Origin of the sequence: Streptomyces sp. NPDC048288 (assembly GCF_043201555.1) — a bacterium.
GTDB lineage: Bacteria > Actinomycetota > Actinomycetes > Streptomycetales > Streptomycetaceae > Streptomyces.
The window spans coordinates 344,995-363,488 of the sequence record NZ_JBICZD010000003.1; the positions used below are offsets into that span (position 1 = coordinate 344,995).

The following is an 18,494-nucleotide window of genomic DNA, read 5'->3' on the forward strand; positions in this document are numbered from 1 at the left end:
CCTTACTTCGGGAGGGAATCGAGAGAGGGGCCGAGGATCCAGCTGGCGATCTCTCGGATCGCGCCGTCACCACCGGGGAGGGTGGTGACCGCGCGTGCGGCGCCGCGTACGACGTCGTGGGCGCTCGCGACCGCCACGGGCCAGCCGGCTACGGCGAAGCACGGGAGGTCATTGACGTCGTTTCCGACGTAGAGCACGCGCTCGGGAGCGATGCCCTGCTCCTCGCACCACTGCTTGAGTGCGAGGTCCTTGCGGTCGATGCCGTGCAGGACCGGAATCTGTAGCTTCCGGGCCCGGGCGGCGACGACCGGGTTCTGCTCCGTGGAGAGGATCAGCATCTTCAGCCCGCTCTTGCGCAGGGCGGCGATGCCGAGTCCGTCGCCGCGGTGCACGGAGACGAACTCCTTTCCATCGGCATCGATCAGCACCCGGTCGTCGGTCTGGGTGCCGTCGAAGTCCAGTACGACCGCGTCGACGTCGTCGGCGGTCGGGAGGGCGCCGGGGCGGTCCGCGTCGAAGAGCGGGGCCAGGGCGCGGGCGCGCGCGAGCTCGTGGTGGTCGTCGATCTCCAGGACGCGCGCGGGGTCGGTCCGCACCAGTTCGGTGTGGCCGAAGAAGCGGTGCTGGTGCTCGCGGAAGCCGTCGGCGCGCATCGCGTAGGCGGCGCCGGTCTCCAGGAAGTCCTGGGGGCGGTCCTGCCGGCGCGGCCGGAACGACTTGTCGTGGTTGACGCCGAAGCCGCCGCTGGCGGACGCCTCGTCGGCGCCGGCCGGCACCGGGGCGTGCACCTCGTCGCGCCAGACGAAGCCGTGGAAGGGGGCGACGGTCAGGGCCGTGTCGGCGCCGTTCTCGACGATCGCGCCGACCACCCCGTCGACGTCCTCGCGGACGATGAACGGGCTGGTGCACTGCACGAGCAGGACGACGTCGACGGTGGCGCCGTGCAGCGCCTCGTGGGCGTCCATGGCGTGCAGGACGGCGGCCTCGGAGGTGGCGGTGTCACCGGCGATGGCGGCGGGGCGCAGCACGACCTCGGCGCCGGCCGAGCGGGCGGCGGCGGCGATCGCCTGGTCGTCGGTGGAGACGACCACGTCGGTGACCAGCCGGGAGGCGACGCACTCGCGGACCGCGCGGGCGACCAGCGGGACGCCGCCGACCGGGGCGAGGTTCTTCGCGGGGACGCCCTTGGAGCCGCCCCGGGCGGGGATCACGGCGAGGACGCGGGGCAGTACGGCCCCTTCGGGGTGGGACATCGGCTCTGTTCCTTCAGGTCCGTCAGGCGCCGAGGACGCCTGGTTCGGGATCCGGTCGCTCACAGCTCTCCCATTCGTCGGATCACGGGGGCCACCCGCTGGACGCCGTGGCGGTAGGCGCCGCGCGCGGCCCGGCGCACGATCTGGCGGACGGGTCCCGGGGCCTTGTCGGCGGCGGGCGCACCGGGGAGCGGGACGCCGTCGGGGCCGAGGTGGTGGCGGGCCAGGATGCCGGGCAGATAGCCGGACGCGGTCTCGGGTGTGTAGTACGGGTTCAGGGGCGGCAGCCCGCCGGGCCGGGCGAGCAGCTTCGCGATCCGCTCGCGGCCCGCGTCGAACGCGGTGGCGTACGTGCCGTCGGCGGCGACGCCCTGCCGTGAGACCCACTCGGCGTCGGGCACCGGGCGGTGTCCGGCGTCGAGCTGGTCCCAGGAGGCGAGGCAGCCGGAGCCGACGAAGTGGTGGTTGCCGAGTCCCTCGCGGATGCCGAGGTCGGTGAGGACCACGGTCGGGATCCGCCGGTGCAGCGACTCCAGGGCGGCCGTCGAGCTCATGGTGACCAGGAGGTCGGTGCGGTCGAGGACCTCGCCCATGTGCCCGTACACGAGCTGGAAGTTGGCGGGCACGTCCTTGCCCTGGACCAGCTTCTGGTACGGCAGTTCCTCGATGTGGGTGGTGTGCTCGCCGGGCTTGGAGCGCAGCTTGAGCAGCACCTCGCGCTCGGGGTGCTGCCGGGCGTGCCGGATCAGCCGGTCGAGCAGGTACGTACGGTCCTTGCGGCTCTCCGGCACCGAGGGCTGGGCCGCGAACACCACGGTGTACGGGTCGTGTTCACCTTCGTACGGCGCCCCGCCGAGGAAGGGCAGCGCGACCTCGGTGACCGCCGAGGAGTCGGCGCCGACCCCGTCGTACACCTCGCGGAATCGGTCCGCGTCCTGGCGGGAGTTGGCGAGGACCAGGTCCGCGCCGTGCCGCAGCAGCAGGCCGTCGGCGAGCTTCTCGTAGACGACGCCGACATAGCCGGTGACGACGACGGGCCGCTTCTCCCGGCCGGCGAAGGCGCTGCGCAGCCCGTGCAGCATGGCCTGGACCCCGCCGCCGACGAGGGAGAGCACGAGGATGTCGTACGACTCCGCGCCGTCGGGGGCGGCTTCCGTGCCCGAGGGCCCGGCTTCCATGGCACGCAGGAACTCGACGGCGGTCACCTCGCGGAGCGAGTCCGCGTGGACGCCGACCTCCTGGAGCTGACGGGCGGTGGGGGTGGCACGGCCCCGCAGGAGGAAACCGTCGAGCCGAATGTCCGATCTGTCGCTTTCGTTGGGAATCAGGCGCTTCGCGGTGAGCGCCCCCCACTTCCACCGAGTGTCGGAATCCGCCAGGACGGCCACCCGCAGAGACTTCGTTGCACTTGCTGGCACGTCTCAGACGCTAGGAAGCCATTCCGAGGATCTCCCCAACCCGAATCCAACAAAAGGTTAACAACACATCTCCGGACGGCGAATCAGCCCAGGATTACCAATCAAAAAGTCCTGGTTCATGACTTCGCCACATGTCGTTCACCTGGTATCAAGGCGCCGGTCAAGACTCGCGACGGAGGCTCCTCTAACGTCCCCCACGTGGTCAAGCTCTCCGTCATCGTGCCGTTCTACAACGTGCAGCAATACGCGCCCGACACCCTGAGGAGCCTGCGCGCGAACGCGCGTGAGGACTTCGAATTCATTCTCGTCGACGACTGCTCGACCGACGGGACACCAGAGATTCTCGCGCGAGCCGAGCGCGAGCTCCCTGGCGCCGTCCATGTCAGACACGAGAAGAACGGAGGGCTGGCCACCGCGCGCAACACCGGCATCGACAAAGCGCGCGGTGAGTACGTCACCTTCCTCGACGGCGACGACTGGCTCGCGCCGGGTTACTACCCCCAGCTGGTGGGTGCCATCGAGTCGCTGGGCTGCGACTTCGTGCGCACCGACCATGTGCAGTGCACCGCCCGGGCCCGCACCGTGCACCGGGTGCCGGTCGGCCGCCGGGGTGTCGTGCTCAACCCGCGGGACGCGATCCTGCCGACCGACCGGACCACCTCCGTCGACTACGCCTACGCGTGGGCGGGGGTCTATCACCGCCGTCTGGTGGACAAGGGCCTCGTGCATTTCACGGACGGCCTTCGGACGGCCGAGGACCGGCCGTGGATCTGGAAGCTGCACCGGGAGGCCGGTTCCTTCGCGGCGGTGAACCTGCTCGGCGTCTTCTATCGGCGTGGCGTAGCCTCGTCACTCACGCAGATCGGGGATGTCCGTCAGCTCGATTTCATTCGCGCGTTCGACCAGGTGATCGAGGAAACCGCACAGGACGCGGACGCGAAGGAGCTCCTGCCGAAGGCCGTCCGCACGTATTGCGCCATCATTTCCCATCACCTGGGATCCATCGAAAGGTTCGAGCCCGCGGTGGCGAAGAAGCTGAAATCAATGAGTGCCGCGGCACTGCGGCGCATGCCGCAGGACGTGCTGGACGACGCGCTGGACTCCATGGACCTCCAGCGCGCCACCAAGCTGCGCCGGCTGCGCCGCCGTCCCGCCCCCGCGGGAGCCGCCGCGTGACCACCCAGATCTTCCAGGCGTCCACGCTCTACGGCACGGCCACCCTCGCCGCCGCCCTGGACTCCGGCGCCTTCCGCCCGGCCGACCGGCGCATCCTGCTGGTCTGCAACAACGCGGCGACCCCCGAGACCACCCCGGGCCTGGACGAGGCGCCCGGCTTCGAGCGACTGCGCGACCGCTTCGACGACGTGATCTCGTACAACGAGACGATCTTCCCGTTCCACCCCGGCGGCTGGGCCCCCCGGCCGGAGGACTTCCCGCTGTGGGAACGCTTCCTGCGCCACGAGTGGCAGCTGGGCGACGACGACATCGAGTTCGCCGTCGAGTCGATCCAGGTCAACCCTTCGCAGAGCCTCACCCAGATGTTCACCGGCGCCCCGGTCACGGTCTACGCCGACGGCCTGATGAGCTACGGCCCGACCCGCAACAAGATCGACCCGCTGGTCGGCACCCGCGTCGACCGGGTCCTCCACCTCGACCTGGTGCCGGGCCTCAAGCCCATGCTGCTCACCGAGTTCGGCGTCGACGGCGAGGTCGTACCGACCGCCGCGTTCACCAAGGTGCTCGCGGAGCTCGCGCCCAGCGGCGACGAGCTGCCCGAGATCGACGAACCGGCCCTGCTGCTCGGCCAGTACCTCTCCGCGCTCGGCATCCTCTCCGCCGAGCAGGAGGAGCACCTGCACGTACGGATGCTCAAGGGCGCCGTCGAACTCGGCCACACCAAGGTCGTGTTCAAGCCGCACCCCTCCGCCCCGGCCCGGTTCGCCCGGACGCTGGAGCAGGAGGCCGAGAAGCTCAAGGTCGACCTCACCGTCCTGGACACCACCGTCCTGGCCGAGGTGCTCTACCAGCGGATGCGTCCCGCCCTGGTCGTCGGCTGCTTCTCCACCGCGCTGCTCACCGCGTCCGCGCTGTACGGGCTGCCGACCGCCTGTGTCGGCACCGACACTCTGCTGGACAAGCTGACGCCCTACGAGAACAGCAACCGGGTGCCGGTCACCGTCGTCGACGCGCTGATCCCCGAGCTCACGGACCGCAAGGCGGTCAAGGAGCAGCGGCCGCGGATGAGCGTCGAGGCGCTCGGTGAGCTGATCCGGGCGGTGGGGTTTGCGATGCAGCCGAGGATCCATCCGCAGTTGCGGGCGGAGACCGAGCGGTATCTGACGAAGCATCTGAACGACACGACCATCCGGTACTTCAAGCGGAAGCGGCTTACCTCGCTGGGGCTGCCGGGTGGGGTGCCGTCGCAGTTGTCGTTCCCGTTGCGGAACGCGACGGTGCGGCGGATGGCGCGTAAGGCGCGGAACCTGCGGCGGGTCGTGCGGCGGTAAGTTCCGCGGCTTGTCGTTGTTCGGCTGCGGCGCCGTGGGGGCTGGTCGCGCCCACGCGGCGGTAGCCGCATATCCAATACAGCCCCGCGCCCCTTCGGGGCGCGCTGTCGAACCGCTTCTCGAAAGGGGCGGGTCCGGATCTTCCGGGCCCGCCCCTTCGGCGTCAGCGGCCCAGGATCTTCCTGATCGTGGCGCGGTTGTCCTCGGTGACCTTCCAGAGCTGTTCCTGGCGGTCGTGGACGTCGGCGACCGTGCGGCTGTGGTTGTCGAGGATGCCGATGGCGCGCTCGGTGAGGATGTCGCCGAGGTTCTTCTCGTGGACCGAGACGCCCCACTCGGGCCGCTCGATGTCGTTGAGGAAGTACGCCATCTTGGGGTGCGAGATGAGCGAGATGATCGGCGTGCCGACACCGAACGGGATCATGCCGGCGTGTCCGCGCATGCCGATGACCAAGCGGGTCTTGGCGTACGTCTCGCGGATCTCGTCGTTGGAGAAGTCGTACATCGGGATGACCGGGAGCGAGATGCCGTGCTCGCGGCGCAGGTCGAAGGCGATCTTCTCGTCGTCGAGGGAGTGCGCCACGCACTTGACCTCGGTGTGCTCGCCGATCTTGCGGACGGCCTTGGCCATCTCGGCGAGGAAGTGGCCGTAGTCGTGGCCGAAGCGCAGCCCCGCGCGGTCGTAGGCCGCGTTGAGCATGACCGTGTCCTCGCGGTACAGCGGGTCGGTCCAGCCGGCCACCAGCTGGCGCATGACCGTGGTGGGGCAGGGCTGGAAGACGACCTTGTCCTGGAGCCCCGGCGGGAGCATGCCGCGGACCTTGGCGATGGAACCGTGGTTGCGCAGGCCGAAGAAGGAGGACTTCTCGACCAGCAGGCGCAGGCTCTGGTTGAACCGCTGGGCCCGGTAGGACTGGCCGTCGAAGGCGTTGAAGCCGACGGCGTAGATCATGATCGGGACGTCGATGGCGCGCAGGTGCTCGTCCGGGACGTTCCACTGCCAGGCGCTGTTGCCGTTGGGCATGGTGTCCGGGATGAACAGGCCGCCGCCGCCGATGACCAGACCCCGGCGGGCGTTGACGCGCTCCAGGGCGGCCTGGTCGAAGTAGCGGTGGGCGTGCACGGAGTGCCAGCGCCGGGAGGTGGTGTCCGGGCCGAAGCCGAGGCGGACGGTCTCCGGGAGCAGCTTGTCGCCCGCGTTGCCCTGCCGGTCCATGTAGAACGCGACGTGCGCCAGCTGGTCCTCGGCGCTGCCCTGCTCCTGGGAGGGGACGGCGGCCGCGCGCTGGGCCCACAGGCGGCTGGAGCGGTGCGTGGGGTCGACGGTGAGGCCGGCCGTGGCGTACTTCAGGGCCTCGGTGTTGTCGCCGTGCACCCAGGCGATCTGGGCGAGCCGGGAGAAGGCGGTGGCGGCCCGGTTGGGGGCGGCGCTGGCGAGCAGCAGCTGGGTCTTGGCCTCGTCGTAGCGGGAGACGCTCATCAGGGCGTGCCCGAGGACCTCGTGCGGCCAGGCCTCGTCCAGCGGGATGTGGACGCTGCTCATGACGTCCACGGCGTCCTGGTAGTCGCCGGCGGAGATGTGCGCGGCGGCCACCTTGCGGGCGATCTCGACGTCACCGGTGCGCTTGACGTGCGGGGTGCCGTAGTGGACGACCAGGTCGTGGTGGAGGCCGCCGGAGGAGGCGAAGTAGGCCGCGTGGAACTCGGCGTCGGTCATCTCGAACTCGCGCCAGCGGTCCTCGGCCTGCGCGTAGCCGGACTCGCCGCCCTGCCAGGGCTTGTGGCGACCGGTGAAGTGCAGGATCTTCGTCTCCTCGGGGACCGGGAGGTCGCCGGAGAGCCGCCGCTTGACGAAGTTGTACTTGGCGTCGAGGCGGACGAAGTCGCCGTCCAGGACGGCGTTCAGGATGCCCTGGTCGTGCTTGTCCAGCTCGTAGTCGCCGCTGCGGCCGGTCTTGTCGATCTTCGCGCAGAACTCGTCGGACAGGTACTCCTTCTGGATCACCAGAAGACCGGAGTTCAGCTTGTGCTGGCCGTAGAAGAACTGCGGGACGGCCGCGAGGCCCTCGCGCAGCTCCAGGAGCTCGCCGAGACCGCCGAGGACGACCATGTCGGTGTCCAGGGTGATGACCGTGTCGTAGTCCCGCAGCCGGAAGATGTCGAGGATGAAGTACGCCTTGCGGACCAGGTAGTTGTCCTGGTCGCCCTTGACGTACGAGTCGTAGTGCGTGTCGTTGACCCGCTGGAGCACGATGCGCGGGTGCAGGGCGCGGATCTTCGCGATGGAGGCCGGGCGCAGGTCGTCGTAGAGCACGACGAAGTCCTCGCAGACGCCCGGGTTGGACAGGGCGAGGCTGCGCAGCAGGACCAGGAAGCCGGGCAGGTAGTTCTCGTCCACGTAGGACGCGAAGGCGACCCGGCGCTTCTTGGTGAGGGCGGTCGCGTCGGTGTTCGGTACCGCCGAGGTGAAGGTGGTCGTCATCGCAGGGAGATCCTCATGTCCGTCACGCTCTGGGCCCGCTGCATGACCCAGTCCTTCTCGCTGGTGTATTCGTGCACGGAGGTGATGGCGAGCTTCATGGCCTCCTGCACGCGGTACGCGCCGCTCTCGTAGAAGTCGAAGCCGATCAGGTCCAGGGTCGGGCTGACGTCCAGGAAGTCCAGCAGCCAGAGCATGTTGAAGCCGGAGGTCGGGATGCCCGACCAGGCGTCGGCGCCGATCTGCCCGATGTTCCGCATCGGCCAGCGCAGCGACTCGTCACCGAGGTACTTCTGCGCGCCGGGGACCAGCTTGTTGCGCAGCGAGTGCTTCCAGTCGCCCGAGACACCACCGAAGATCAGCCGGGTGGTCACCGGCTTCTCCCAGTTGAACGCGTGCTTGTGGATGCTGACGTGGATGTCGGTGCGCTCACCGGTGTTCTTCGGGTCGATCTTGTACGAGTTGAAGCGCACGACCAGGTCGTAGTTGTCGATCTCCCTGCCCATGCCGCTCGCGCCGACCCGGCCCGAGTTGGCGATCAGGCAGACCGACTTGCCGGCGATCTGGTTGCGGAACTCGCCGAGGCTGATCCACTGCACGCCGTCGACGGTCGGGTTGCCGACCGGGCCGCGCATCCGGATGCGGCGCTGCTCGGCGTAGAGCGCGACGGCCTCGGTGATGCCGGCGTCGTTGCCCTCGGCGAGGCGCAGGTCGAGGTACTGGCTGAGCAGCTCCTGCCGGTCGTTCACCGGCGCCTCGTCCTCGGCGAGGGCGAGCAGCGCGCCGACCAGGCGGGGCTCGGCGGCCTGCCAGTCGCCGACGGCCTGCAGGGCGAGGCCCTCGGCCCAGGTGGCGGTGGAGGGCGCGCGGACGTGGTCCACGGCGGCCGGGACCTGGCGCTTGAGGAGGTCGAGGAGTTCGCTTTCGCGTTCGCCGGCGCGGCGCAGGCCGGATATCCGGTTGGCGACGCCGAAGCCGTCGTCCTTGGTGAGCTCCAGGTAGCGCTCGTAGGCCTCGATGGCCTCGCGCTCCTCGCCGAGCCCCTCCAGGATGCGGGCGCGCAGCCGCCAGCCGGCGCGGGAGTTCTTGCGCTGGGCGAGAACCGTGTCGCTGATCACCAGGGCGAGGTTCAGCTCGTCGTTGTAACCGCACTCCAGCGCCTTGTTGGCAACCGCGAGCAGAGCGTCCAGCAGGTCGTTGTTGATACCGCCGGAGGGGCTGGCCGCGCCCTTGACGGCGCGCTTCAGAAGCGCCGTCGCACCGCCGGCCGGGGCGGGCGCGGGAGTGGTGGTGCCTTCCGTGGCGACGACCACCAGCAGCTTGCGCAGCTGCTCCGCGAGTTCCGCGCGACGGCGGTCGAGGCTGCCGACCACTTTGCCGCTGTGCACAGCGCAGGCGTGCAGGCAGTCGTCCAGCTCCCCTCCGCGCGCAGGTGCCCGCCTGTTCTGGACCCTCGTCATAACTCTCCTGATTTTGCCAAGCAAAGCTTGTGCAACCGCTGTGTGTGGTGGGGTGACCCGCATCGGGGGGATGGATGGAGAAACTAGGAAGCCAAAACGACTATATGGTTAACGAACCCCTACGGGTAAGAGAATGGTTAGCAGGTTCACCGCACACTTTCTATGATTCCCCCAGGTGACGGTATGGGACTTCCCACGTCCCGGGGACTTCGGAAACAGATCGGATGATTAGCCGCCCGGCCCCGGGTAGGCATCCCGGACCATGTCTCTCGCGACCCCCACACTGGCGCCCCCGCCTGCGCAGATCCCGGTCGTCCCGGCCCCACCCGGACACCCCCGCACCCGACTTCTCGCCCTCGACGGACTGCGGCTCGTCGCCGCCCTGATGGTCTGCCTCTACCACTACGCGGGACGCGGCGGAGTGGTCTCCGCGTCCTGGCACCAGAACCCCGCCCACGTCTTCCCGACCCTGTCCGGGGCGGCCGTCTACGGCTGTCTCGGCGTCGAGTTCTTCTTCGTCATCAGCGGCTTCGTGATCTGCATGAGCAGCTGGGGCCGCCCCCTCGGCGACTTCTTCCGCTCCCGCGTCGCCCGCCTCTACCCCGCCTACTGGGTCGCCGTGGCGCTGGTCACCGGCGCGTCCCTGGTGCTGCCGGCCGTCGTGCACGCGGTCCGGACCGACGAGTTCCTGGTCAACCTCACCATGCTGCAACAGCCGTTGGGCGCGCCCCGCGTCCTCGGCGTCTGCTGGACCCTCTGGGTCGAGGTGCGCTTCTACGCCCTGTTCGCGCTGCTCGTCGTCCTGCCCGGGGTCACCTACCGCCGGGTGGTGCTGTTCTGCTCGGTGTGGACCCTGGCCGCCGTGCTGAGCACCTCGGCCGGCGGCCCCTGGACCGAGCTGGTCGTCATGCCCCATTACGCCCCATACTTCGTCGGCGGCCTGGCCCTCTACCTCGTCCACCGGTTCGGGAACCGGCTGCTGCCCTGGGGCATCGTGGCGCTCTCCTGGATCCTCGGGCTGCGCATGGCCACGGAGGGGCTGTGGCAGGCCGGATCGCCCCGCGACCCGCACGTCGTGATGCTGGTCGTCACGCTCGCGTTCGCCGCGGTGGCGGCGGTCGCGGCGGGCTGGACCAGGTGGGCGGCCTGGCCCTGGCTGACCACGGCCGGGGCGCTGACGTATCCCTTCTACCTGGTGCACGAACACCTCGGATGGTTCGTGATCCGGGTGCTGCACCGGGGCTGGGGAGTACCCCCCTGGCCCACCCTTCTGATCACGGTGTGCGGAATGCTCGGACTGGCCCGGCTGATCCACCGTTTCGTGGAGACACCGGTGGGGCCGCGATTGAAAAGGGCATTGCGAAATTCATGATTCAGCCTGAATTCACTTCTCGTTAACTTTTGGGGGACTTGGCCCGCCGTTCATCTCTCCGTCGATTTCGGAGCTGTGCGGCGGGCATGCGCCCCCTATGGCCACCCCCCAGGAAACGACCCGCCCGCCCCGCCGTCTCGACGACGTGCCCGGCTGGTTCCCCGTACTCGACCAGGTGCTCTTCGACTGGTTCCTCGGCCGGCAGGAGAGCGCCGGCCTGCGTGGCGACCTCCTGGAGGTCGGGGTCTACCTGGGCAAGAGCGCGATCTTCACCGGCCGGCACCTGCGGTCCGGCGAGTCCTTCACGGTCTGCGACCTCTTCGAGGGCGACGCGCCCGACGACGCGAACCGGGCGGAGTCCACGAAGTCGTACGGCCGGCTGACCCGGCGGCTCTTCGAGGAGAACTACCTCGCCTTCCACGACGAACTGCCCCGGGTGCTGCAGGGCCCCAGCACCGTGGTGCCGGCCGAAGTCCCGCCCCGCTCCTGCCGGTTCGTGCATGTCGACGCCTCGCACCTGTACGCGCATGTGCACGGTGACATAGGGGCGGCGCACGATCTGCTGCTGCCCGACGGGATCGTGGTCCTCGACGACTTCCGCTCCGAGCACACGCCCGGCGTCTCCATAGCGGCGTGGGAGGCGGTCCTCAACCGGGGGCTGAGCCCGGTCTGCCTCAGTACGCAGAAGCTGTACGGGACGTGGGGGGACCCCGGGCCGGTGCAGGAGGAGTTGATCGAGATGGTGCAGGGGCGGGACGACTGCCATCTGAGCATGCAGGAGGCGGCGGGGCACCGGATCATCCGGCTGAAGTCGAAGGGGATGCGGGAGGTGGGGTTTCCGGGGTCCCGGTACGCGGATCTGCCGGAACCTCCGGTGGAGGCGCCGGCTCCCGTGGTGACGCCGGGGGCGGTGGCGCGGGGGCGGGGGCGGAGCCGGGTGCGGCGGGTGGCGGTGGATCTGCTGCCGCCGGTGCTGACGCGGGCGCTGCGGAGGGTTGTGCGGTAGCGCCTGCGGGGGTGCCGCGAGGGGTGGTCGGGCGGGTGCGGGTGTGTGGGGGCCGGTCGCGCAGTTCCCCGCGCCCCTTACGGGGCGATTTCGTACCGTGCGCCGATTCCGGCGAGCACCAACTCCAGGCCCTCCTCGAAGTGGGTGTCGTAGTCGGTGAAGATCTCTCGGCCCGCGGCGGCCGAGAGGGGGAAGTCGGCGAGGAGGCGGGCGCGTTCGTCGGGGTCGTAGCCCTCTCGGCGTTCGCCCGGGAGGGGGTGGACGCCCTGTTCCTCGGTGACGAAGCCAATGGTGTAGGCGTTGGCCGTCATGCCGGCCCGGGCCGCCTGGGCGAGGGTGAAGCCGGCCTCGGTCATGGCATGCAGGTAGGCCTCCTGGGCGGGGGCGTGCGCGATGCCCGTGAAGCGTGAGCCGCTGTAGACCTTGGCGCCGTCGCGGTAGCCGAGGAGGGCCGTGCGCAGGGCGCGGCTCGTGGTGCGCAGCCGGTCCTGCCAGGTGTCGGCGGGGTCGTGGGCCGCGCTCGCGAGCATCCGGCGGTACATCTCGGTCGCCATCTCGTCGAGCAGCGCCTGCTTGTCCTTGAAGTGCCAGTACAGGGCCGGGGCCTTGACGTCGAGTTCCCGGGCGATGGCCCGGAGGGTCAGGCCGTCGAGGCCGGTCTCGTTCAGCAGGCGCAGGGCCGTGTCGGCGACCCGCCGGCGGTCGAGGGGCGCGCGTCGTTCCGTACTCACACTTGACAGCTTAACAGCGTTAAGGGCAGCCTTGTCGGCGACGGCACTTAACAGCGTTAAGGAGATATGCGATGGATGCGCTGGATGTTCTGGTGGTGGGCGCGGGTCCCACCGGGCTCACCCTCGGCATCGACCTCGCCCGGCGCGGGGTGGGCGCGCTGGTCGTGGAGGCGGGCGAGAGGCTGTTCCCGGGGTCGCGCGGCAAGGGGATCCAGCCCCGGACCCAGGAGGTCTTCGACGACCTCGGGGTGCGCGAGGCGATCCGCGCGGCCGGCGGGCCCTATCCGCCGCGGCTGGTCTGGAAGGACGGCGAACCGCAGAAGGCGGGGCCGATGTTCGACGCGGTGGCGGCGGACGAGGGCGCGCCGTACACCGAGCCGCTGATGGTCGCGCAGTGGCGGACGCAGGAGGTCCTGTACGCGCGGCTGCGGGAGCTGGGCGGCCGGGTCGCCTTCGGGCGCGCGGTGGTGGACCTGGAGCAGGACGCGGAGGGGGTGACGGTCCGCTTCGCCGACGGTACGACGGCTCGCGCGCGGTACGTCGTGGCGGCGGACGGCGGGCGGTCGGCCGTCCGGCGCGCGGTGGGCGTGGGGATGACCGGGGAGTCGGTGGACCCGAGCCCGTATCTGGTCGCCGATCTGCGGGTGCGGGGGCTCGACCGCGACCACTGGCATGTCTTCATGGGCGGCGACGGCTACGGCGTGGCGCTCTGCCCGCTGGCCGGCACGGAGGACTTCCAGCTGGCGGCGAAGCTGCCGGAGGGCACGGACGCCGACCTGTCCCTGGCGGGCGTACGGCGACTGGTGTCGGCGTACGCCCCACTGGCCGCGTCCGATGTCACCGAACTCCGCTGGGCCTCCGACTTCCGTCCGCGTGCCGCCCTGGCCGACCGCTTCCGGGCGGGCCGGGTCCTGCTGGCCGGTGACGCGGCCCATGTGCACTCCCCGGCCGGCGGCCAGGGGCTGAACACCAGCGTCCAGGACGCCTACAACCTGGGCTGGAAGCTCGGCGCGGTGCTCGGCGGAAGGGCCCCGGAGGGGCTCCTCGACACCTACGAGGAGGAGCGCCGGGCCAACGCCGCCGCCATGCTGGACCTCTCGACGGGCGTGCACCGGGGCGAGGTGCGGCGGGGCGAGGCGACGGTCCAGCTGGGGCTCGGCTACCGGGAGTCCTCGCTGACGGAGGAGACCCGGCGGGACCCCGGCCCGGTGCGGGCCGGGGACCGTGCGCCCGACGGGCGGAACGCGGCCGGGGTGCGGATGTTCGACGCGTTCCGGGGACCGCACTGGACCCTGCTGACCCCCGCGCCGGTCGACGGGGTGCCCGGCCTGCCGGCCCCGGAGTCGTACGGCCCGGGTCTGTTCCTGGTCCGCCCGGACGGCTATGTGGGCTGGGCGGGCGACACGGCCGAGGGGCTGCGGGCGTACGCGGCGCGCACCGGAGCCCTGGACGCGGGGTAGGGCGGGAGGGCGACCGCGGTGCGGGCTCAGGCAGCGGCGGCGGTCCGGGGCGTGCGCCGCAGGAGGCGGAGGCCGGCCCGTATCGCCGGGAGCAGCGCCCAGCACAGGGCCGCCCAGTGGGTGACCAGCGCGACCGGGATCGAGATCAGGAAGGCCACGATCATCGCGGTCAGCCAGCTCATGATGTCCGACACGGCCTCCGGTGACGCGGAGGTGCGCAAGCCCCCCGACCTGCGCAGGTCCGTGAAGGCCAGCCGGAAGAACAGGCCCGTGAGGACCTGGTTGGCCGCGTACACGATGAACTGGACCTGGAACGCGTCGGCCTCGCTGGTCAGCAGCTTCGTGGTGAACGGCGTGACGACGATCGCGAGCAGCCACAGCAGGTTCCACCGGATGGCACCGCCCGAGAGCCCGGTGACGTACCGGAACAGCCGCTGGTGGATCAGCCAGTGCACGGCGATGGCCCAGAAGCTGACCAGGAACGCGGCGTACTCCGCCAGATGCTCGCGCAGGAAGTGCAGCACCTCGCCGTTGCCGTGGACGTCCCCGGTGGGGACCGGCAGTTCCAGGGCGAGCAGGGTGATCGCGATCGCCACCACCGCGTCCGAGAAGTAGATCAGCCGCTCCGGACTCGCCGGCCGGTCCCCGGCCGCTTCCCCGGCCGCTTCCTCGGCCCTCTCCACCGCCTCGGCGGTCGCGGTCGTCGCGGTCTCCTGGGGTGTCCCGGCGGTGTTCTCTGCGCGGGTGTCGGCCATCGTCGGTTGCTTCCTTCTGCGCGGCGGAAAGGGCGGCGTAAGGCGAGAGTCCAATGTTGGACGGTCCAAGCATGGCCGGTCGATCTTGCTCTGTCCACTACTGACCGGTGAATTCCGGAACGGTAGGGTGAGGCCATGAGCCTGCCCCACGCCCTTCTCGGTCTCCTGGCCGAGCAGCCCGCCAGTGGATACGACCTGCTCAAGCGGTTCGAGACAGGCCTGGCCATGGTCTGGCCCGCGCAGAAGAGCCAGGTCTACGGCGAGTTGGCCAAGCTCAGCGAGAGCGGGCTGATCGAGGTCACCGGGACCGGCGCACGCCAGCGCCGCGAGTACGGCATCACCGAGGCGGGGCGCGCGGAACTGCGCCGCTGGCTCACCGAGCCCGGCCTCGACCTCGCGTTCCGCAGCGCGGCCCTGCTCCGCGTCCTCTTCCTGTGGACCCTCACCCGCGAGGAGGGCGTCGACTACCTGGAGAAGTTCGCGCAGACCAACCGCGAGCGGCTCGCCGCGCTGCAGTCCCTCCACGACGACGCCGAATGGGTCGGCGACCCCGTCCAGGTCTGCGGCTGGCTCATCCTCGAGTACGGGCTGCGCGGCTCCAAGACCTCGCAGGAGTGGGCCGACTGGGCCGCCGAGCAGCTCACCGAGCGCCTGTAGGCGCCGCGCTCAGGCGCTGGCCAGCGTCAGCTTGACCGCGAAGCCCAGGAACAGCACGCCCGCCGCCGAGGTGGCCGTCGCCGACATCCGCTTGCGGCGGCGGAACGCGTCGGCCAGCCGGGTGCCGCTGAATATCAGGGCGCTGAGGTAGAGGAAGCTGGCCAGCTGGGCGAAGGCGCCCAGGACGACGAAGGACAGGGCCGGGTAGGCGTACCCGGGGTCGACGAACTGCACGAAGAAGGCGACGAAGAACAGGATCGCCTTGGGGTTGAAGAGGCTGATCACCAGAGCCCGGCGGTACGGCCGCTCCGCCGCCGCGGCGGCGACCGGGGCCGCCTCCACCACCGCCCGCTCCTTCCGGGACCGCCACATGCGCCGGGCCGCCCGCAGCATCCCGATCGCCAGCCAGGTCAGATATCCGGCGCCCGCGTACTTCACGATCCCGAACAGCACGGCGTTGGCCTGCAGCAGCGAGGCCACCCCGGCCGCCGACAGTGTCATCAGCACGGTGTCGCCGCACCACACGCCCGCGGCGGCCGTGTAACCGGCCCGGACGCCCTGGCGGGCGGCGACGGACAGCACGTACAGCGAGTTGGGGCCGGGCAGCAGGACGATCAGGACGAGTCCTGCCAGATAGGTGGGGAGATCGATGACGCCGAACATGCGAAGAAGTCTCGCACGGGGGTACGACAACGCCCCCGGCCCGGGTCAGAAGGCGTCCCGGGTCAGAAGACGTCGGTGGGGACGTACACGCCCCACACCTCCCGGAGCGTGTCGCAGACCTCGCCGACCGTCGCCCGGGCCCGCAGCGCCTCCCGCATCGGGGGCAGCACGTTGTCGTCGCCGCCGGCCGCCTCCCGCAGGGCGGCCAGCGCCGAGTCGACGGCCGGCCGGTCCCGTCCGGCGCGCAGCCGGGCGAGGCGTTCCGCCTGCCGGGCCTCGATGGCCGGGTCGACGCGGAGCGGCTCGTAGGGCTCCTCCTCGTCCAGCCGGAACCGGTTGACGCCCACCACCACCCGCTCCCCCGCGTCGGTCTCCCGCGCGATGCGGTACGCGTTCCGTTCGATCTCGCCCTTCTGGAAGCCCCGCTCGATCGCCGCCACCGCGCCGCCCAGGTCCTCGACCCGGCGCATCAGGCCGACGGCCGCCTCCTCCACGTCGTCCGTCATCCGCTCGACCGCGTACGAGCCCGCGAACGGATCCACCGTCGCCGTCACGTCGGTCTCGTGCGCCAGCACCTGCTGGGTGCGCAGCGCCAGCCGCGCGCTCCTGTCCGTGGGCAGGGCGATGGCCTCGTCGAAGGAGTTCGTGTGCAGCGACTGGGTGCCGCCGAGGACCGCGGCCAGGCCCTGGACCGCCACCCGGACCAGGTTCACCTCCGGCTGCTGCGCCGTCAGCTGGACCCCCGCCGTCTGGGTGTGGAAGCGCAGCATCATCGACCGGGGATCCCGGGCCCCGAACTCCTCCCTCATCACCCGCGCCCAGATCCGGCGCGCGGCACGGAACTTGGCGACCTCCTCCAGGAGCGTCGTACGCGCCACGAAGAAGAAGGACAGCCGGGGGGCGAAGTCGTCCACGTCCATCCCGGACGCGACGGCCGTCCGCACGTACGCGATGCCGTCGGCGAGGGTGAAGGCGATCTCCTGCGCGGGCGAGGCCCCCGCCTCGGCCATGTGGTAGCCGGAGATGGAGATGGTGTTCCACCTCGGGATCCCGGTCCGGCAGTAGCGGAAGATGTCCGCGGTGAGCCGCAGCGACGGCTGGGGCGGGTAGATGTACGTCCCGCGCGCGATGTACTCCTTCAGCACGTCGTTCTGGATCGTGCCGGTCAGGGCGCCGGCCGGCACGCCCTGCTCCTCCGCCACCAGCTGGTACAGCAGCAGGAGCACGGCCGCCGGGGCGTTGATCGTCATCGACGTCGACACCCGGTCCAGCGGGATCCCGTCGAACAGCACCCGCATGTCCTCGACCGAGTCGATCGCCACGCCCACCTTGCCGACCTCGCCGTGCGCGATCGGCGCGTCCGAGTCGTAGCCCATCTGGGTGGGCAGGTCGAAGGCGACGGACAGGCCCGTGGTGCCGTGGGCGATCAGCTGCCGGTAGCGGGCGTTGGACTCCGCCGCCGTACCGAACCCCGCGTACTGGCGCATGGTCCAGGGGCGGCCGGTGTACATCGTCGGGTAGACGCCCCGGGTGAAGGGGTACGACCCCGGGTCGCCGAGTTTCTCCGCCGGGTCCCAGCCGGCCAGGGCCGACGGGCCGTAGACCGGGTCGACGGGCAGTCCGGACTCCGACTCACGGGCCATGGTGGGTGACCTCCGCGGTGCGCCTGTACGCCGGTGTGTCTCCTTCTTCCCACCATGCCCTCTTGTTCGACGGCGGTCACGCGGGGAAGCATCCTCGGCATGAAGGTCACCGGGTTCTCGGACGCCTCCCGGATCGTGGGGCGGCCCGCCGTCGCGGTCGCCGCCCTCGCCGTGCTCGTCGGCTGCACCGCGCAGCCGACGAACGGGGACGCCAAGGGGCACTCGCCCATCCACATCGAGCTCCCGCACAGCTCCCCGCCCGGCCGGACGGCCGGAGCGAAGCCCACCCCCGCCCCCACGCCGTCCGCCGTCGAGACCACCCCGCCGCACATCGTGTACACCCGCGGCGACACCGGTACCGGCGTCCGCGAGCTGCAGGCCCGGCTGCGCCAGGTCGCCTGGCTGTTCGACGGGCCGACGGGGACCTACGACGACCTCACGGCCCAGGCGGTCAAGGGGTTCCAGGGCAGGCGCGGGCTGCCGCGGACGGGTGAGACCGACGCCGTGACCTGGCGGCGGCTGGTCGCGATGACGCACCGGCCGGGGAAGTGGGAGCTGTACCTGATGGGCGGTCAGCCGGCCGCCGCGCCGGACCGGCGCTGCCTGACCGGGCGGGTGCTGTGCATCAGCAAGACCAGCCGGACGCTGCGCTGGATGGTCGACGGGCGGACGGTGTCGACGATGTCGGTGCGGTTCGGGACGCAGTTCACCCCGACCCGGGAGGGGGTGTTCCACGTCTACTGGAAGTCACGGCACCACTTCTCGACGCTGTACCACTCCTCGATGCCGTACGCGATGTTCTTCAGCGGCGGCCAGGCGGTGCACTACTCGTACGACTTCGCGGCGCGGGGCTACGCGGGCGGCTCGCACGGCTGTGTCAACGTGCGGGACGAGGCGGCGATCTCGGATCTGTACGCCCGGGTACGGAACGGCGACAAGGTCGTCGTGTACTGGTGAGCGGGGGGGGATGGAGACGTGTGGGGCGGGGGGGGGGGCCGGGGCGCCCCCCCCCCCCCCCCCCAAAGACCAGCCCCCCGGCACGGGGGCACCCCCCCCCGGTGCGCCCGGCCCAGACCCAAAGGCGCAAACA

At 70.8% G+C, this 18,494-nt stretch carries 15 protein-coding genes; 7 read left to right on the forward strand and 8 right to left on the reverse strand.

Translation table 11 applies throughout. From position 1 onward, the window contains the following. Window positions 1-2 precede the first annotated feature (2 nt). Together ACGFZS_RS12845 and ACGFZS_RS12850 are read right to left on the reverse strand one after the other, a co-directional pair. Complete coding sequence (locus tag ACGFZS_RS12845; RefSeq protein ID WP_393663727.1) at window positions 3-1,253, reverse strand: cytidylyltransferase domain-containing protein; 1,251 nt, start codon at window positions 1,251-1,253, stop codon at window positions 3-5. A 59-nt stretch (window positions 1,254-1,312) separates the two neighbouring features. Beyond that, entirely contained in the window at window positions 1,313-2,671 is a 1,359-nt protein-coding gene (locus tag ACGFZS_RS12850) for a DUF6716 putative glycosyltransferase (RefSeq protein ID WP_393795103.1), read from the reverse strand. Window positions 2,672-2,869: 198 nt separating this feature from the next. Between ACGFZS_RS12850 and ACGFZS_RS12855 the strand changes: the two genes are divergently transcribed. Continuing rightward, window positions 2,870-3,847, forward strand: a complete 978-nt coding sequence (locus tag ACGFZS_RS12855) for a glycosyltransferase family 2 protein (protein WP_393663731.1) — start codon at window positions 2,870-2,872, stop codon at window positions 3,845-3,847. After that, a complete protein-coding gene (locus ACGFZS_RS12860; RefSeq protein WP_393795104.1) occupies window positions 3,844-5,178 on the forward strand; it encodes a polysialyltransferase family glycosyltransferase in 1,335 nt (444 codons plus the stop codon). Before ACGFZS_RS12855 ends, ACGFZS_RS12860 begins: the two co-directional genes overlap by 4 nt. Window positions 5,179-5,341: 163 nt before the next feature. On the opposite strand, the gene ACGFZS_RS12865 is transcribed toward ACGFZS_RS12860, so the two are convergent. Together ACGFZS_RS12865 and ACGFZS_RS12870 are read right to left on the reverse strand one after the other, a co-directional pair. Beyond that, complete coding sequence (locus ACGFZS_RS12865) at window positions 5,342-7,660, reverse strand: glycosyltransferase (RefSeq protein ID WP_393795105.1); 2,319 nt, start codon at window positions 7,658-7,660, stop codon at window positions 5,342-5,344. Continuing rightward, complete coding sequence (locus ACGFZS_RS12870; protein WP_393795106.1) at window positions 7,657-9,117, reverse strand: glycosyltransferase family 29 protein; 1,461 nt, start codon at window positions 9,115-9,117, stop codon at window positions 7,657-7,659. The genes ACGFZS_RS12865 and ACGFZS_RS12870 overlap by 4 nt, the downstream gene beginning before the upstream one ends. A 262-nt stretch (window positions 9,118-9,379) precedes the next feature. Between ACGFZS_RS12870 and ACGFZS_RS12875 the strand changes: the two genes are divergently transcribed. Both ACGFZS_RS12875 and ACGFZS_RS12880 read left to right on the forward strand, forming a co-directional pair. Further along, entirely contained in the window at window positions 9,380-10,489 is a 1,110-nt protein-coding gene (locus ACGFZS_RS12875) for an acyltransferase family protein (protein ID WP_393795107.1), read from the forward strand. Between the two features lie 97 nt (window positions 10,490-10,586). Continuing rightward, window positions 10,587-11,495: a class I SAM-dependent methyltransferase gene (locus ACGFZS_RS12880; protein WP_393795108.1), complete on the forward strand. Its 909-nt coding sequence runs from the start codon at window positions 10,587-10,589 to the stop codon at window positions 11,493-11,495. Between the two features lie 77 nt (window positions 11,496-11,572). Here ACGFZS_RS12880 and ACGFZS_RS12885 read toward each other — a convergent pair whose 3' ends face one another. Beyond that, window positions 11,573-12,226: a TetR/AcrR family transcriptional regulator C-terminal domain-containing protein gene (locus ACGFZS_RS12885; RefSeq protein ID WP_393795109.1), complete on the reverse strand. Its 654-nt coding sequence runs from the start codon at window positions 12,224-12,226 to the stop codon at window positions 11,573-11,575. A 71-nt stretch (window positions 12,227-12,297) separates the two neighbouring features. On the opposite strand from ACGFZS_RS12885, the gene ACGFZS_RS12890 reads away from it, so the two are divergent. Continuing rightward, complete coding sequence (locus tag ACGFZS_RS12890; protein ID WP_393795110.1) at window positions 12,298-13,686, forward strand: FAD-dependent monooxygenase; 1,389 nt, start codon at window positions 12,298-12,300, stop codon at window positions 13,684-13,686. Between the two features lie 26 nt (window positions 13,687-13,712). Here ACGFZS_RS12890 and ACGFZS_RS12895 read toward each other — a convergent pair whose 3' ends face one another. After that, window positions 13,713-14,441 (reverse strand): TMEM175 family protein, encoded by a 729-nt coding sequence (locus ACGFZS_RS12895; protein ID WP_393795111.1) that lies wholly within the window; start codon window positions 14,439-14,441, stop codon window positions 13,713-13,715. Window positions 14,442-14,576: 135 nt separating this feature from the next. Here ACGFZS_RS12895 and ACGFZS_RS12900 point away from each other — a divergent pair, with 135 nt between their 5' ends. Next, a complete protein-coding gene (locus ACGFZS_RS12900) occupies window positions 14,577-15,098 on the forward strand; it encodes a PadR family transcriptional regulator (RefSeq protein ID WP_393663748.1) in 522 nt (173 codons plus the stop codon). Window positions 15,099-15,107: 9 nt separating this feature from the next. Here ACGFZS_RS12900 and leuE read toward each other — a convergent pair whose 3' ends face one another. Both leuE and ACGFZS_RS12910 read right to left on the reverse strand, forming a co-directional pair. Beyond that, window positions 15,108-15,761: a leucine efflux protein LeuE gene (gene leuE / locus ACGFZS_RS12905; RefSeq protein WP_365694868.1), complete on the reverse strand. Its 654-nt coding sequence runs from the start codon at window positions 15,759-15,761 to the stop codon at window positions 15,108-15,110. A 62-nt stretch (window positions 15,762-15,823) separates the two neighbouring features. Continuing rightward, complete coding sequence (locus ACGFZS_RS12910; protein WP_393795112.1) at window positions 15,824-17,404, reverse strand: methylmalonyl-CoA mutase; 1,581 nt, start codon at window positions 17,402-17,404, stop codon at window positions 15,824-15,826. A gap of 99 nt (window positions 17,405-17,503) precedes the next feature. Between ACGFZS_RS12910 and ACGFZS_RS12915 the strand changes: the two genes are divergently transcribed. Continuing rightward, a complete protein-coding gene (locus ACGFZS_RS12915) occupies window positions 17,504-18,361 on the forward strand; it encodes a L,D-transpeptidase family protein (RefSeq protein WP_365694870.1) in 858 nt (285 codons plus the stop codon). The last annotated feature ends 133 nt before the right edge of the window (window positions 18,362-18,494 follow it).